Raw genomic sequence first — 15,786 nt, 5'->3', positions numbered from 1 at the left:
ATATGATTCTGCTTCAGCAGATACGGCAACTTTTGATGCCTTTGATATTAATTTTAGTATTAACTTTAACTACTGCTTGTGGTGGAGGAACAGTTACAAAAGCTGATCGTACAACCACACCATCAGCTATTGGTAGAGATGTAACCTATGCAGAATTAGAGCGTGGTAATACCCCAGGAGGACAGACTTTTGGTAAGTGGGTAGTGCAGACTTCTAAAGGATTAGTCCAAGATGCTTATGTGCGAGATAATAACAAACTAGGTGTGGTTATTTCTCCTCAAGTACAACCGAATGAAATCAAACCATTAGCAAAATCTTTAGCACAAGGCTTTCATAAGAATTTTCCTAATCAAGATGTAAAAGTCTTGATCTATGCTCCTGATAAAAAACTGATTTTGACTGCTGATTATGATACCCAGAGCAACCAAGTCAAGTATAGCTAGAGAAATTAATTAAAACTTGCTCACAAAAGGAGATATATCAAGTGGCAAATAGTGAACAATATAGACGTGAAGTTCTGAAAGATTTAGCAACAGGAAATGTTGAATCTTTAGATAATACTCCAGTCGATACGACAAATGAATATCAAAGCTTTGATGATTTCGCACAGAGGACAACAACAGACCAACGTCGGCAATTATTTAATCAATCTTTACAACCCGAACGTATCCCCCCCAGCGAAATGGAGCCAGAATTGCAAAAAGCAATTTCTCAAATTAAACCCAATGAACGGGATGATGTTGCCAGGGCTTTTTTCAAACAGTTAAAAGAACGAGGACTAGAGGATAAACGTTTAGAACAACAATTAAATCTTTCTACCCACCACCCTAACCGCATGACTGCTGATGATGTCAGTAAAATTGCATCTTTCGCGTATCACAACCATCCTGATGTTTTTCGTGAGGTGTTAGCAGAACAACCAGGAATTATGAAGTTTCTTAGTAATCCTATTGTCGCTGGAATTATCGGGATTGCAGCAGCTAAATGGTTGGGAAGTCGGAAGTAATAGGTTTTGAAACCTGCTTTGAATGGGAACAATAAAATAAAAAATGTAGGGGTAACGCACAGTGCTAAATCCCTACATTTTTGTCACACTACTAAAAAATAGGATGATTTATTTTTTGGTAGTCCCTAACATATATCTGGTGAAAATTAATTTTTGTAGAGATGTTCCATTGAACATCTCTACATTTTTTGTCAGAGATATCTAATGGTGATGATGATGGTGAGTTATTGCTAATTCACGATTAACTTGCGTACCTTCTGCTTCCATCAATTTGGCAATATGAGCATTTGCCCATTCAGCAGCCATTTCTAGAAATTGAGGATGATCATTCACACAAGGCATTTGTAAATAATCAACACCAGAATACTGTTTTTCTAAATCATGAATGATGTGATGAACATCTAACAGCGTTTCATGGTTTTCTGTGGCAAAGCCAATAGGCATGAAAATGATCACCTTTGCACCCAATAAAATTAGGTTTTGGGCTGCTTGGGTGGCATTTGGCTGAGTCCATTCAATTAGCGGTGTGTCGTGATTGAGCCAACCTACAGAAATTAAAGGATATCTGTTAATTAACTCATTTCTGACCAATTCGTAAAGCGCTTGACTTTCATCAATTCCTGATGTGAATCCTTTGGCTTTGTGAGGACAGCCGTGATTCATCAACACGATACCAATTTGGGAAGGTAGGTAAGCTGCTGCTAGATTAGCTTGAATTTTCTCTTCAACCAAATGCGCCAATAAATGAATATATTCCGGTTCGTTATAAAATGAAGGAATATATCTTTGTGCTTTTACCCAATGTTCATCACCATCAGCTAATTCGACCAGAGCATTGTTAACTTGCTCAATGGCAATACCACTGGTAAAGATGGAATCTACTACCAAGAGTGGGTAAATGAGAATTTTGCTAAAGCCTTGCTTTTTAATTTCGGCTAAAACTTGATTTGGCAAAAAAGGAGCGCAAAAGTTAAAGGCTTTGAAAACTTGGACACCACTGCCCCATTTGTGTTGTAATTCGTGTTCAATACCAGCGCGTTGCTGTTCAAAGATGGCATTGTGCGGGGAGATAAAATCGTGGTGAGTATGTCCCCATTCATGACGATCAAATAATGCCAACAGTTTTGCTAGGGGGGGATAAATCCAGGTGGGAACGGGTGCGAATTTTGCTGTAAGTAGATTTAAAGCTTGTTCGTTATAGTTAGCAAAATCTTCGTAGCTTTCGACTTCGCCATAGCCCATGAGTAATACGGCTACGCGGTCTTGGCTGGGTAAATGCTCGTGGGTATGTTGCAGTTTTTCTGGAGTTGCAACCACAATTAAATCCTCAATATAACCAAAATGGAGATAGCGAACTAGGAAAATGCTAGATCGTTCATCTTATTCGTAGCATAATATCCCATCCAGGGGGATAGGATAAACATAAACATAAAAATATACATCTAAGGGCATAATATGCTTACTCCCACATAGAGGAGTTTGTATATTTGTTTGCCTGACGCTGATATAACTCAAATTGTGCTGAGTGCGGAGTGTTGTTACTTAGTAACCTGAGTTCGATATAAGATAATTTGTGTAAAATTCCCCCCAGTAAGAGTCTCAAACCCTTATTCTCTCGCTCTTAAAAATCATCACTCCGTTCGCGTAGCGTCTCCGAACTCAGGTAATTTAGATAGCAGATGCTGAAAAACTGACAATTCCTGACCATTGCACCTTTTTTTCTTTTTCCCGACGGTAAGAAAAGAAATGTTCTGGGGTTTGATAGGTACAATAGGGTGCGATCGCAATTTGTTCTCCACTAATCCCCAATTGCTCCAACTGTAAAGCATTGATTCGACGCACATCTAAACGCACCTTTCCCGGCTCTGGATCTGCCAATAAAGGTGAATCCGGTAAATCGTGTAAAGCAGCAACAATATTTTCTAGGTCATTATGTGGTAAAATAGTGCTTCCAATTTCCGCAGCCACTTCCACGGAAACTTGGTAAACTTCGCCCGCAATCGCTGGCCCCATAGCAATTCGCAAATCTGCTAATTCGCTGCCTTGGGATTGCATACGAGCGATCGCTTGGGGGACAATCTTCGCTGCTGTACCCCGCCAACCAGCGTGTAAAGCCGCCACCTGTCCGATTTTTATATCCCCAATCAACACAGGTGTACAATCAGCACTCGCTACCCAAATTGCTTGTAAAGCTTGCTCACTAATTAAACCATCTGCCAAAGCCAGATCATCATCACTATTTTGTAACTGTTCATCTACCTCTTGAGGGGTTAAAACAGTATTGCCATGTACCTGTTGTAAACGATAAGCTAAAGCCTGCGGTTGCAGCACTTTTGTTAACTCATGTGGCGGACGAGGCCAAAATTGCTGGGTAAAAAAACCGTGATGCCAAGGTTCTAAGAGATTACAAGTGAGGTAAGGTAGACCTTCCCAATTGTGCCAGTGCCAAGTGTGCATCTTCAACCTCACCTAAACAAAAAATTAAAAACTGTCAATCAATGCTAACGTGAACAACAGGATTTATGGGAACAGCTGTGGAATTTAATCAGCAACTTCTGGTAAATACTCTGAAAGCAGAGCGAGAACATTCATATTTACCATTTTCTCTACATATTTTTGACAGCTTAACCTCAACTAATCAAACTGCGTGGAACCTGCTCAAGGAAGGAGCAAAACCAGGATGTGTAGTTATAGCCACCCAACAAACCGCTGGTAAGGGACAATGGGGAAGACAGTGGCTATCTCCTTCTGGCGGTCTATATCTCTCGGTTGCCATTACTCCTAAACTAGAAGCTACTGAAAGCTACCAATTAACTTTGGCTACCGCCTGGGGAATTGCAGCCCAATTACGAAAGTGTGATGTGAGGGTGGGGATAAAATGGCCGAATGATTTAGTATTAGATGGTCGTAAACTAGGCGGCATTTTAACGGAGACAAAAATCCACAAAGGACAAATTACCCAAGCTGTAATTGGTGTTGGCATTAACTGGGCTAACCCCGTACCCCAAACCGGCATCAATTTAGAATTGTGGCAAGGTTCCCAGAATTTTAGACCCATTCCTTCTCTAGAAATTCTCGCCTCCACAGTTTTACTGGGAATAGAATCCGGTCTAGAGTGTCTTACCATCGAAGGAATAAACATACTTTTGTCTCGTTATGTTGATTTACTTACAAACATGGGTGATGAAGTGTATGTGAATAATCTTTTAGGCACTGTAGTGGGGGTAACACCTCAAGGAAATCTCCGCTTAAAAATGGCTGGATATAATACGCAGGAACTGATAACACCAGAAATTTCTGTCGAACCCGGTACAATTAGCTTGGGTTATTGCAAAACTTCTGTTTAACTTTTTTAGACTTAAATTACACACAACTGAGAGAAGAAATGACGCAGCGCCATAAATCTGCCCATAACCGCTTGGATTATTTGCGGACTCAAGGTTTAACAAAACGACGCTTTGCGTCTAAATTATCAGCACGGAGTCTCTGTTTTTTAAGCAGCGTTAGCCTCCTTAGTAGTGGTTTCGTTCTTGCTCAAACAGAAACATCAGTAGATAACATTGTTCCAACTATTGAAAGTTCTCAACCAATTGCAGTTGCAGAACCCGTAAAAAAAGATACTCCTGTATCAGAAGTACGTTCACAATCCGATTTTGCAGAACGCCGAGTTAGACTCAGAAAAAAACTCACCCAGGAAAATGTTTCCCAACCAACAAAACCAGTCAGAATTGCTCAACCTAAAGTAGAAAATTCTGAACCGGCAGTCATCATTAGAACTTCTAAACCTAAAGTAGAGAATTCTGAACCGACAGTTACTGTCAGAACTTCTAAACCCAAAGTAGAGAATTCTAAACCGACAGTCACCGTTAGAACTTCTAAACCCAAAGTTGAAAGTTCACAAGCTGAAAAACCTCAGATTCCTGCCAACTCAGTACCCGAAAAAGCCGCAGAAGTTGCTAAACCAGCAAATAACGGCACAACGGCGAGAAAAAACAAGGATTACAACAACTCATACATTGATCCTACAGATTACAACGGTACTGCAACTGGTAACTATGAAGCACCCAGTTCTGTAGTCGTTACAGAACGCGCTGGTGGCTGTCGAGCCGTTTTTTCAGAGAGAGAAATTGCTGCTGGTGCTTGCGGTAAAAAAGCAACTGACACTCCCCGCGTAGCTGATTCTCCTAAAAAATCAGCACCCAATTGGATCAAAAAAAGTGAAACCGCTAGTTTAGAAAAAGCGCCCACCGCCCAGCGAGTAGCCACTGAGTCTAGCCAAAAAACCCAGAGTGTAGTTGAGACTGTTGCTAGTGCGGTGAATAATAAAAATTGGGTGACTCCCAAAAGTAGTACTAGCACTCATACAAAGACTGCATATCGTCCTAATCGGTTTATTCCTCAACCCAGTGAATTTAGTAGTAGTACAACCGTAAGCGCTACCCCCATTGCCCCCAGCTTTGGGACTTTACCCGCACCAATGGCTGAAGGTAAGGTTGCACCCCGCCCCAGTACAGTCTCTTATGACTTTGCACTGGCATCGGTTTTACCACAGGTTTCTTACAATAGTACCCTTGCCTATCGTGGCGGTTCTGGGATGATGTTCCCCTTGTCTGTTGCTGCGCCCATCACTTCTTTGTTTGGCTGGCGCGTTCATCCAATTACAGGGGATAGACGGTTCCACGCTGGTACAGACTTAGGTGCGCCCACAGGAACACCCATTTTAGCCGCTGCTAAAGGTCAAGTAGAGACTGCTAACTGGATGGGTGGTTATGGTTTAGCCGTAACCATTAATCACACTTCTGCTCAACAAAGTCTCTACGGTCATATGTCAGAAATCTTTGTTAGCCCTGGTCAATGGGTAGAACCAGGAACTGTCATTGGCCGGGTTGGTAGCACTGGCAATTCTACAGGCCCCCACCTGCACTTTGAAATCCGCCACATGACCCAAAATGGTTGGGTTGCTGTTGACCCAGGTGTACAACTACAAGCAGGTCTCAACAACTTGCTGCAAAACACACGGACAGCACAAGTTCCTCAATAGAAGGCAGGGGAGCAGGTGACAGGTGACAGAAAAAGGCAGAAGGTAGAAGAAATATAAATACTCTTACCTCTGTTCCCTGTTCCCTGTTCCCTGACTCCTATAAATACCCGTGTTCTGCTAAAAATGCAGGTGTAACATCCTCTTGATGGTGTTTTTGACCCGGAGAGAGGAATTTTTCGACGTATTTGCCGAGGATATCTCCTTCCAGATTCACATAACTGCCAGGAACTAAATAGTTGAGATTAGTTTCGGCATAGGTTACAGGAATCACTGCTACTGTAAATTGTGAGTGCTGGGGTTCATAAGCAGCTATGGTGAGGCTGATGCCATTGACAGCGATGCTACCTTTGGGGACGATATAGCGATCGCACTCAGCTGATGCCGCAAAGGTCATTTCCCAAGAACTAGCTGTTTGTTCTACAGAAATTAATTCACCAATCCCGTCTACATGACCCATCACGAAATGACCACCGACTTTACCCCCCACTCGCAGCGACGTTTCTATGTTGACATATCTGGCTTGGGTTTCTTCTCTACCTAAAGTTGTGCGGTGTAGGGTTTCTGGTGAAGCAGTGGCAATAAAGCCATCTTTTAAAATTTCTTCGACTGTCAGACATATACCATCTACCGCTACACTATCGCCATAAGTCAAATCAGCCAAAATTGTATCTGACTTGCTGACAAAAGTAATCTGCCAAAAATCGTTCTCTAAGGGTTTGATTGTACCTAATCCTTGAATTAATCCTGTAAACACGGTTTTTCTGCCAAACTAATTCTATTTATTGCTTAATTTTGGCGGAAATTAACTAATAATTCTGCCAAAAAATGTAAAAACTTTGAATATAATTTCTGGCATCTTTTTTTGGTAGATGAACATTAACACATTCACATCAATCTCAAGGCATACTTGGGTAAGACGATAATTCTTTTGGGAGAGCAATTTGGCTTACTCTGGTGTTCACTACAAGTTCGGAGTTTAATAGAAGCAATTATAGAGAAGAAAAGCCCTATGTTTACTTCGGTTTCAGAAAAACCCAATCAAGGGTATTATTTTCCACATAGCACTCAAGCACTTAAAGAATTTTTGAGGGTTAGCCAATGATTGAAATGAAAGTCGCTGGTATAGCATTAGATGCCATAACCCGCAGCCCGATTGTATTACTGAAAGATGGCTCAGATCGTCGGGCTTTACCAATTTATATCGGTCAAGAACAGGCTAGGGCTATTATGGGTGCTATGGAGCATCAAAAACCACCTAGACCCCTCACCCATGACCTAATTGTGAATATTTTGGAAGTCTGGAATATGACCTTAGAAAAGGTGATTATTCATTCTTTGCAAAAGGATACATTTTACGCTGCTTTGATTGTGCAGCAAGGTGAGGTCAAAAAAGAAATTGATGCTCGTCCTAGTGATGCGATCGCAATTGCCCTCCGTACAAATACTCCTATCTGGGTTATGGAAGAGGTAGTAGCTGATGCTTCTATTCCCGTTGATCGAGATGCTGATGAAGCTGAACAGCAAGCTTTCCGCGAATTCATTTCCAATCTTCGTCCTGAAGATTTGATTAAACGATTTGATAATAGTGATAGTTAAGAGGTGACAGTTGACAGGTGACAGTTGACAGGTGACAGTTGACAGGTGACAGTTGACAGGTGACAGTTGACAGGTGACAGTTGACAGTTGACAGGTGACAGTTGACAGGTGACAGGGTTAAAAGTTTGTTTGTGTTTAAGTTTTATCATTAGTTAATGTCCTAATCACCTAGAAAGTTGCTATAAATGTAAGGGTTTAGCATTGCGCTTTACCCCTACTAATTTAATTAACCTCATCATGAAATATAAAATCTTCACAACATAAATCCAAACTGATTTATGCAACACCGACGTTTTGGTAAAACTAATTTACACTTCTCTGTTTTTTCTTTGGGAACAATGCGTTATTTGGATAACGTCGAAAATGCTCAAAAAACCATTGAAAAAGCTTTATTTTTGGGAATTAATCACATTGAAACAGCCAGGGGTTACGGTAAAAGCGAAGAATATTTAGGTACGGCGCTCAAAGCTGGTTTATCAGTACCCAGAAACCAACTATATATCACTACTAAAATTCCCCCCACTCGCGACGCTGATACCATGCATCAGTATATTAATGAATCATTACAACGCTTGAATTTAGATTATCTTGATTGTTTGGGTATTCACGGTTTAAACACCCAAGAACATCTAGAATGGGTACAAGCGAAAAATGGCTGTATGCAAGCTGTAAAAGCAGCAGTAAATGATGGCAGAGTCAAACACGTTGGTTTTTCTACCCATGCTTCATTAGATATAATTCTGGCAGCAATTAATACAGGTTTGTTTGAATTTATTAATTTACATTATTATTATTTTTTCCAACGCAACGCTGCTGCTATTGATTTAGCTACAGAAAAAGATATGGGTATTTTTATTATTTCTCCTGCGGATAAAGGAGGAAGACTTTATACACCACCCTCAACTTTAAAAGAACTCTGTCAGCCATTTACACCTTTAGAATTAAACTATAGATTTTTATTGAGTGACAACCGCATTACAACTTTGAGTTTAGGTGCGGCAACTCCAGAAGAATTAATTACACCTTTAGGATTTGCTGATGATATTAGTAAATTAACATCAGCAGAAATTAATGTTTTGGAAAAATTAGAAACTCAACAAAGAAAGATTTTAAATACTGATAAATGTAGTCAGTGTTATGATTGTTTACCTTGTCCAGAAAATATCAATATTCCGGAAATTCTCAGATTGAGAAATTTAGCAGTAGCTTATGATATGAACGATTATGGCAAATATCGTTACGGAATGTTTGAAAATGCCGGTCATTGGTTCCCAGGAATGAAGGGTAATCGTTGCACAGAATGCGGTGATTGTTTGCCTAAATGTCCTGAAAATTTAGATATTCCAGCTTTGTTAGCAGATACCCATGAGAGATTAAATGGAAAAGCAGGAAGAAGATTGTGGGGTTAATCTAGCGATCGCACAAAACAAAAATCTTGATCGGAATCGAAAGCTGCCCATTTTTCGGTAGGATAACTCCCAGTTCGATCAACTGAAAACCTAAGTCATGACTACTTCCTCAGTTCCTATAAATTGGTCTATTTTGCTGCAACAATTATTAGACCGGCAATCATTATCCCGTACTCAAGCAGCAGATTTGATGCAAGGATGGATAAATGAAGCGATTCCCCCAGAGTTATCGGGAGCAATTTTAACAGCATTGCATTTCAAAGGCGTTTCTGCTGAAGAATTAACAGGAATGGCGGAAGTATTAAAATCTCTCTCTGCTGTACCAACAAACAAGGGCGGGGATACCCCGCCCCTACAGCTGATTGATACCTGTGGGACTGGTGGAGATGGGGCATCAACTTTTAATATTTCTACAGCGGTGGCTTTTGTGGCTGCTGCTGCTGGTGTACCCGTTGCTAAACATGGTAGTCGTTCTGCCTCTAGTTTGACGGGAAGTGCTGACGTTTTAGAAGCATTGGGTGTTAATTTGAATGCTGCTAGTGACAAGGTGCAAGCAGCAGTAAAAGAGGTGGGAATTACCTTTTTATTTGCCCCTGGTTGGCATCCAGCAATGAAAGCAGTTGCACCGTTGCGGAGAAGTTTGAAGGTGCGGACTGTGTTTAATTTACTTGGCCCTTTGGTAAATCCCTTGCGCCCTACTGGCCAGGTGATTGGGGTGTTTGATTCCCAACTGATAGCAACGATCGCTCAAGCATTAAACCAATTGGGAACACAGACGGCAATTGTACTGCATGGACGGGAAAAATTAGATGAAGCGGGGTTAGGGGATATTACTGATTTAGCAGTATTATCAGATGGTGAAGTACAGTTAACCACTGTTAATCCTCAAGAAATCGGGATCACACCTGCGCCAATAACAGCCTTGAAGGGTGGGGATGTCCAAGAGAATGCTCAAATTCTCAAGGACGTGTTGCAAGGAAAGGGAACTCAAGCACAACAGGATGCAGTGGCGTTAAATGCTTCCTTAGCTCTACAAGTAGCTGGTACAGTTCCGCTGCTGAACCATGCTCAAGGTGTGAATTTAGCTAGGGAAATTTTACAAAGCGGTAGCCCCTGGAAAAAGTTGGCACAGTTAGTTGAATTCCTGCGCGATTAATTTCTGAGCGTTGTTGGGGGCGGAATTCGACAACATTGCGTTTGATAGTAACGTCGTAGTTGCCAAAAAAGTCATGTCCTAGTAGTCCTGTTTCTAGTTCTACACCAGCGATCGCAACAGGAACTTTATTCACCATTACCCCCCCAACTTCCATCGAATCCAGATAGCCAACCGGAAATTCCACAGATTTGGAACTGACGGTATTAGCCCTAGCTTTCCCCACTGGTACTACACCCAAAGCGTTTGCTACCTGTTGAGTAATCACAGTCCCACTTGCCCCTGTATCTACGATCATCTCAAATCGCTGTCTACCATTAAAGGTAACTTCTACAATGGGCGTGCCACCAAGTCGCCGCTTAATAGGTGCTATAAACACCTCGTTATTTTGGGCGAGGAGTTCTGATGAAGGGAAAATCGGCTGGGGTGGTGGTAGTGGTTGCACTTGTCTAGTGGGAAAGGGAGTTGAGTAACGTTGTACTTTTGGTTGGGGAACAACAACAACAACCTTTTGCCTGGGTATGACTGGAGATGGGACGCTGCTAGGATTGGCTTTCTGTCTGGCTAATTGAACTTGACGTTGATATTCGGCAATTTGTCTTTGCGCGAAGGGAAAATTGGGGCTGTCTTGTCTTACCTGTTTCAAAAGAGCGATCGCATCCTGAAACTGACTCGCCACCAAATTCCAATCATCTGAAGATTGAGCAGATTTACTAATATTCAACCCTCCCGTAGCCTTATCCAGCGCCAATTCTAAAGCACTTGGTTCAGTTACTGACTCTTCGGTTTGCTGTGGTTTTGGGCTGGCTGGCAGCAGCATTGGCTTCCTGGTGGGCGGCTGTACAGCTGCCAAATTACCAATAGGCACAGATTGCTTATCACCATCGGTCGTCGTTATCTGTTTGTTTTCACTACAGGCAACAGTCACAACAGCTAGACTACCGGAGAGAAAAATTAGGGCTGCGCGGGATAAAAAAGACTCAAGCATAATCACTTTCAGGTTAACCGCCCTGGCTCTCTCCAAGTGTACCCCTCCCAAAGAAAAAGATGCTCTAGCTTGAATTATTTAATTTTTAATTAATTTCAGTAATCACCTGAACAAAAATCTCTAACCATGCTCTCAGGAACTTAACGTCATCTTTTGCTCTCAAGTTTAAAAACGCTAAAATTCCTATATTTTTGTCAATGATCATCAATTATTGACTAATGACCATTGACTAATGACTAAGTAACTAATACTTAACTTGCTACTGCTTCAACAGCAACAACTGGATAAACACTCACTTTTTTCCGGGTTTTACCCTTTCTTTCAAAGGTAACTACACCATCAACTAAAGCAAACAGAGTATCATCGTTGCCGATACCAACATTATTACCAGGGTGAATTTTAGTACCGCGCTGACGGATAAGAATATTGCCCGCACGTACAACTTGACCACCAAAGCGTTTTACGCCCAGACGTTGAGCATTAGAATCGCGACCGTTACGCGTACTACCCGTTCCTTTCTTATGAGCCATAATGTCCTCTTAATTTATTTACTTCTGTTTATTATTCAGCTGCAACAGCTTCTCCAGCAGGAGCGCTGTCCACAATATTGGGAGTTTCCGCAGTGGTTGGTGCTTCTTCATACACCAAAACCGCACCGTTGAGGTTAATGGAGTTAATCAAAAGTCTGGTGATTTCCTGGCGATGTCCGCGTTTTTTGCGGGTTTTCTTCTTCGGCTTCATTTTATAGACCAGGACTTTACGACCTCTAAAGTGCCGCATTACCGTCCCCTCTACAGTTGCACCTGCCACTAGTGGCTGCCCAATAGAGACTTCACCCTCGTGCTGCACCAGTAATACTGCGTCTATTGTAACTTTTTCATCTGGTTCAACACTCAGCAGTTCAATATCGTAAAATCGACCCGCTTCGACTTTAATCTGTTTGCCGCCAGTTTCAATAATTGCGTAAGTCATCGAGTTGTCCTTGAAGTTGCCGTACAGGTAGCTGGCTTTTATCTCCTGTAGAGACAATATTTTTAGCTTTTTATCGCTTTTGCCAGCTTTTTAAGAATGTCTACCTGATCCGAGCAGGTAATTAGACAGACAATCTAATATTTTACTGTAATCAATATCATTAAGTCAAGCAAATTAACAATAATAAATTTTGTCTGCAAAATTTGACCTCATCACCGGAATCGTGAAGTTTACCTGTGTAGTTAACACAGACACAGACAGAAAAACATTTTACACATCTGAGCAGCCGCTAGAATTGCTCAGATTTTTTTTAGCTTCTATTATAGAATATGGTTCCGTTAAAATCAGGACTTACACAAAACAGAACGGAAGCAGGGGTAATTTATGAATTACCCCTACGCAAGAATCAAGTTTTGATTTCAATCTTGCGTAAGTTCTAAAAATAAACCGTAGAGGCACTATATCAACCAATATTTGAGTAAAAAATACAATTTTAGAGAACACCACAAAATAAATTATCCAATTTCACTGAATCAAAACAACTTTTTCATCCCCCTGTCCCTGCCAAACAATGGGATACTTTTTATTTGGAAGTCTTTTATCTTAATGGATGCCTTGCCACAACTTACCCATGAAGTTTATGAAAAGAATAGAAGTTGAACAAAGAACTATTTTTGTAGGTTTAGCTGGTAGTCACGGCTATGGCTTAAATCGTCCTGATTCAGATTATGACTATCGAGGAGTATTTATTGCCCCTAAGCGTTACTATTTAGGATTTGATAGTATAGAACAAAAAGATACAGGTTGGGATGAACCAGGAATTTTTCCGTTTATAGATGGCAATCAAGATACAGTAATTTATGAACTTAGAAAAGTTTTACATTTACTCGCAGGAGCAAATCCCAATGTTTTAGAATTGCTCTGGTTGCCTACCTATCCTATGATCACAAAAATTGGTGAGCATTTAATAAACAACAGGCAAATATTTTTAAGTAAAAAAGTTAAACATACTTATTCTGGTTATGCTTTTGCCCAAATTAAAAAAATGGAAACCCATCGCAAGTGGTTGTTAAATCCACCAGCAAAAAAACCCATCCCTTCTGATTTTGGCATAGAAGACGAAGCCCCACTAAGCAAAGATGAGCTAAATGCTTTTTTAGAATATCTTTATATCTTAATTAGAGGAAAAATTGAATTTCTAGAAGAATCTGAACAATTATATACATTATTGACAGCAGATGTTGATTTTAAAGGTTTATTGAAACAATATACCTTAGCAGATGAAGCTTTAGAATATACACAAAATCTCACCAATAGCCGCAAAGACTTTATTCGGCTGCTGCAAAAAAGTCAAAGTTATCAAATCGCCTTAAGAGAATGGAAAGCTTATCTATCTTGGCAGGAAAATAGAAATCCTGCTAGAGCAGAAATGGAAAAAAATTCTGGTTATGACTTAAAACATGGGATGCACTGTATTAGATTACTACGTAGTGGTTTAGAAATATTACAGCAAGGAGAAGTAATTGTAGATAGAAAAATAGCTGGTGATGTTGATGATTTAAAAGCTATTCTCAGAGGAGATTATACCTATGATCAATTAATGAAAATAGCTGAGAATTTAGTCACTCAAATGGATATTTTTTATGAACAATCAACCCTACCTCATAAACCTGATTTAGAGCAAATTAATGATTTGTGTATGGAATTAGTAGAAATGCAAGGTTGGCAATAAAGCAACTCCTTATACTCTCCCTGTCTGGAGCGCCTCTGCGTGATAGAAATCATCCTGTATTTAGGATTGCTATAGTTAAAAAAATCTGTAATTAGCTTTTAACTATTGCCAATAATAATTTAAAATAAAAGTCTGTTCATATCTTAAAATATCTGCGATGAAAGAGTCATATTTTATCCTAAAAATAAGATTAATTAGCCAAAAAACGACAGAATACTGGCGTTTATTTAATCGCTGGTTTTTAAATACTCCAGAAAGAGCTATATTAGAAGCTTATCAAGCTGCTCAAGCGATTCAAAATATTGAAGTTAACCAGTTTAATGGCAAAAAAATTGCTCCCGAATCAGAGAATTATACTGAAAATGTGATGGCTTTCTGGCAAGGAAATCTGAATAGAAAATTAGCTATCATTAAAGTGAGATTAGCAGAATTTCAATTAGGACTTAAATTAGTCAATACTACAAATCCAGATTTATTAGAAAAGCTTAAGTTTATTGATGAAGTCATATCTAAGTATATCGCACCAGATGAAATAAATACCCCAATACGACAAATTAATCTTCAAACAGTTAAAAACGATGTAAATTCATCTGATACAGATGTTATTAAAGCACCATTTATATCTCAAAAAACTGGTGTGTTACCGAGATCAATTGGTAAAACAGTTAGTAAAATAACTAATGAATTTACACCAAATGCAGAAGCAGAATTTGTCAGAAACTATCGAATTTCTAGAAATAGGACAAGAAGAACAATTAAATTTTTATTAATGCTGATTATTGTACCACTATTAACTCATCATTTTTCTAAGCAACTATTAGTATTTCCTTTAGTAGAACACCTTAGAGGTGAAAATACAGAGCAAATTTTTATGAATTCGGAAATGGAGGAAAAAGCACTCCATGAATTAAAGAATTTTGAAAACTTATTGAAATTGAAAACTCTAATACAACAAACACCAGAAATTTCACCAGAAAAAATCACAACACAGGTTAAAAATAAAGCCTTGGAGGTAGCAGAAGAGTTTCGCAATCAAAGCAGCAGCGCTATTAGTAATGTCTTTGCTGATTTAATATCACTAATTTCCTTTGCTATAGTTGTTGCTTTCAATAAAAAAAATATTATTTTTGTTCAGTCTTTTATAGATGAAATTGTCTACGGGTTAAGCGACAGTGCTAAGGCTTTTTTAATTATTTTGCTTACAGATATGTTCGTTGGTTTTCACTCACCACATGGGTGGGAAATCCTTTTGGAAGGAACGGCTAAACATTTGGGTTTATCCGCAACTAGAAGCGGAATCTTTCTATTTATTGCTACGTTTCCGGTAATTTTAAATACTATATTTAAATACTGGATATTCCGTTATCTCAGTCGCTTATCTCCTTCAGCATTAGCTACATTGAAAGAAATGGATGAATGATATATAGGAATCATATTTGATTTTTGAAAAAATACGTAGGGTGCGTAAAGCCCTTACCGGCATGGCTATGCTGTAAATTTGATTAATGGTGCGTTATGGCTTTTCCTAATACACCTTACAAATACTACAAATACTTAGATTGTTTCAAAGCTCAAATACTATTGCTACAGCATTTCCTAGTCTAATGAAATACAAAATTATCTGCGTTTAATTATTAACCTAAGTTGTTAGTCATCTATTTTAGGCTGGTAATTCGTAAAATTCTTGATTAAACTCTACACGATGATTCGTGAAAATATTTTATTTCTCTCTGTTTTCTCTGCGGTTAAATCATTTTAACACATGATAGGGAAATGCTATAACAATTTCATCCAGATATCAACAATTTTTCATGAATTCAGAGAAAGATTTAGTGCAAATTCTCTGATTTTCTGCTACTAATTGGGATTGGTAATTACTTTTATGGCTA

15 protein-coding genes are annotated in these 15,786 nt (G+C 39.5%); 9 read left to right on the top strand and 6 right to left on the bottom strand.

The window, feature by feature from the left end; translation table 11 throughout:
• Positions 1-2: 2 nt before the first annotated feature.
• Positions 3-443, top strand: coding sequence for a hypothetical protein (locus tag AC012T_RS11335; RefSeq protein WP_487065761.1), 441 nt, complete (start codon positions 3-5; stop codon positions 441-443).
• Positions 444-484: 41 nt separating this feature from the next.
• The gene (locus AC012T_RS11330; protein ID WP_487065759.1) at positions 485-1,006 is read left to right on the top strand and encodes a hypothetical protein; all 522 of its coding nucleotides are present in this window, start codon (positions 485-487) and stop codon (positions 1,004-1,006) included.
• 201 nt (positions 1,007-1,207) lie between these two features.
• Here AC012T_RS11330 and AC012T_RS11325 read toward each other — a convergent pair whose 3' ends face one another.
• Positions 1,208-2,323, bottom strand: a complete 1,116-nt coding sequence (locus AC012T_RS11325) for a ferrochelatase (RefSeq protein WP_487065757.1) — start codon at positions 2,321-2,323, stop codon at positions 1,208-1,210.
• Between the two features lie 351 nt (positions 2,324-2,674).
• Complete coding sequence (gene pgeF / locus AC012T_RS11320) at positions 2,675-3,463, bottom strand: peptidoglycan editing factor PgeF (protein WP_487065755.1); 789 nt, start codon at positions 3,461-3,463, stop codon at positions 2,675-2,677.
• A gap of 65 nt (positions 3,464-3,528) precedes the next feature.
• On the opposite strand from pgeF, the gene AC012T_RS11315 reads away from it, so the two are divergent.
• Together AC012T_RS11315 and AC012T_RS11310 are read left to right on the top strand one after the other, a co-directional pair.
• Positions 3,529-4,353 carry a biotin--[acetyl-CoA-carboxylase] ligase gene (locus tag AC012T_RS11315; RefSeq protein ID WP_487065753.1) on the top strand — a complete coding sequence of 275 codons (825 nt, stop codon included), beginning with the start codon at positions 3,529-3,531 and terminating at the stop codon, positions 4,351-4,353.
• 38 nt (positions 4,354-4,391) lie between these two features.
• Complete coding sequence (locus AC012T_RS11310; RefSeq protein ID WP_487065751.1) at positions 4,392-6,047, top strand: M23 family metallopeptidase; 1,656 nt, start codon at positions 4,392-4,394, stop codon at positions 6,045-6,047.
• Positions 6,048-6,144: 97 nt separating this feature from the next.
• Here AC012T_RS11310 and AC012T_RS11305 read toward each other — a convergent pair whose 3' ends face one another.
• Positions 6,145-6,801 (bottom strand): riboflavin synthase, encoded by a 657-nt coding sequence (locus tag AC012T_RS11305; RefSeq protein ID WP_487065749.1) that lies wholly within the window; start codon positions 6,799-6,801, stop codon positions 6,145-6,147.
• 344 nt (positions 6,802-7,145) lie between these two features.
• On the opposite strand from AC012T_RS11305, the gene AC012T_RS11300 reads away from it, so the two are divergent.
• From AC012T_RS11300 to trpD, 3 genes are all read left to right on the top strand, one after another.
• Entirely contained in the window at positions 7,146-7,643 is a 498-nt protein-coding gene (locus tag AC012T_RS11300) for a bifunctional nuclease family protein (protein WP_015213953.1), read from the top strand.
• A gap of 278 nt (positions 7,644-7,921) precedes the next feature.
• Positions 7,922-9,052, top strand: a complete 1,131-nt coding sequence (locus AC012T_RS11295) for an aldo/keto reductase (RefSeq protein WP_487065747.1) — start codon at positions 7,922-7,924, stop codon at positions 9,050-9,052.
• Between the two features lie 97 nt (positions 9,053-9,149).
• Positions 9,150-10,208: an anthranilate phosphoribosyltransferase gene (trpD, locus tag AC012T_RS11290; protein ID WP_487065745.1), complete on the top strand. Its 1,059-nt coding sequence runs from the start codon at positions 9,150-9,152 to the stop codon at positions 10,206-10,208.
• Here trpD and AC012T_RS11285 read toward each other — a convergent pair.
• From AC012T_RS11285 to rplU, 3 genes are all read right to left on the bottom strand, one after another.
• The gene (locus AC012T_RS11285) at positions 10,138-11,193 is read right to left on the bottom strand and encodes a retropepsin-like aspartic protease family protein (protein WP_487065743.1); all 1,056 of its coding nucleotides are present in this window, start codon (positions 11,191-11,193) and stop codon (positions 10,138-10,140) included. The genes trpD and AC012T_RS11285 overlap by 71 nt on opposite strands.
• A gap of 251 nt (positions 11,194-11,444) precedes the next feature.
• Entirely contained in the window at positions 11,445-11,723 is a 279-nt protein-coding gene (gene rpmA / locus AC012T_RS11280) for a 50S ribosomal protein L27 (protein ID WP_323313981.1), read from the bottom strand.
• Between the two features lie 31 nt (positions 11,724-11,754).
• The gene (gene rplU / locus AC012T_RS11275) at positions 11,755-12,165 is read right to left on the bottom strand and encodes a 50S ribosomal protein L21 (RefSeq protein ID WP_487065741.1); all 411 of its coding nucleotides are present in this window, start codon (positions 12,163-12,165) and stop codon (positions 11,755-11,757) included.
• A 640-nt stretch (positions 12,166-12,805) separates the two neighbouring features.
• On the opposite strand from rplU, the gene AC012T_RS11270 reads away from it, so the two are divergent.
• Positions 12,806-13,897, top strand: coding sequence for a nucleotidyltransferase domain-containing protein (locus AC012T_RS11270; RefSeq protein WP_487065739.1), 1,092 nt, complete (start codon positions 12,806-12,808; stop codon positions 13,895-13,897).
• A gap of 157 nt (positions 13,898-14,054) precedes the next feature.
• Positions 14,055-15,317, top strand: a complete 1,263-nt coding sequence (locus AC012T_RS11265; protein WP_487065737.1) for a proton extrusion protein PcxA — start codon at positions 14,055-14,057, stop codon at positions 15,315-15,317.
• The last annotated feature ends 469 nt before the right edge of the window (positions 15,318-15,786 follow it).

This window comes from Anabaena sp. EIM26 (assembly GCF_057568715.1).
The sequence above is the reverse complement of the archived record's forward strand: the minus strand, read 5'-3'. Positions and strand labels throughout refer to the sequence as shown.

Excerpts from the sequence above, each read along its gene's own strand:
- AC012T_RS11300 (WP_015213953.1), top strand. The coding sequence starts at position 7,146 with ATGATTGAAATGAAAGTCGCTGGTATAGCATTAGATGCCATAACCCGC.
- trpD (WP_487065745.1), top strand. The coding sequence starts at position 9,150 with ATGACTACTTCCTCAGTTCCTATAAATTGGTCTATTTTGCTGCAACAA.
- rplU (WP_487065741.1), bottom strand. The coding sequence starts at position 12,165 with ATGACTTACGCAATTATTGAAACTGGCGGCAAACAGATTAAAGTCGAA.
- pgeF (WP_487065755.1), bottom strand. The coding sequence starts at position 3,463 with ATGCACACTTGGCACTGGCACAATTGGGAAGGTCTACCTTACCTCACT.
- AC012T_RS11335 (WP_487065761.1), top strand. The coding sequence starts at position 3 with ATGATTCTGCTTCAGCAGATACGGCAACTTTTGATGCCTTTGATATTA.
- AC012T_RS11310 (WP_487065751.1), top strand. The coding sequence starts at position 4,392 with ATGACGCAGCGCCATAAATCTGCCCATAACCGCTTGGATTATTTGCGG.
- AC012T_RS11315 (WP_487065753.1), top strand. The coding sequence starts at position 3,529 with ATGGGAACAGCTGTGGAATTTAATCAGCAACTTCTGGTAAATACTCTG.
- AC012T_RS11270 (WP_487065739.1), top strand. The coding sequence starts at position 12,806 with ATGAAAAGAATAGAAGTTGAACAAAGAACTATTTTTGTAGGTTTAGCT.
- AC012T_RS11285 (WP_487065743.1), bottom strand. The coding sequence starts at position 11,193 with ATGCTTGAGTCTTTTTTATCCCGCGCAGCCCTAATTTTTCTCTCCGGT.
- AC012T_RS11295 (WP_487065747.1), top strand. The coding sequence starts at position 7,922 with ATGCAACACCGACGTTTTGGTAAAACTAATTTACACTTCTCTGTTTTT.
- rpmA (WP_323313981.1), bottom strand. The coding sequence starts at position 11,723 with ATGGCTCATAAGAAAGGAACGGGTAGTACGCGTAACGGTCGCGATTCT.
- AC012T_RS11265 (WP_487065737.1), top strand. The coding sequence starts at position 14,055 with ATGAAAGAGTCATATTTTATCCTAAAAATAAGATTAATTAGCCAAAAA.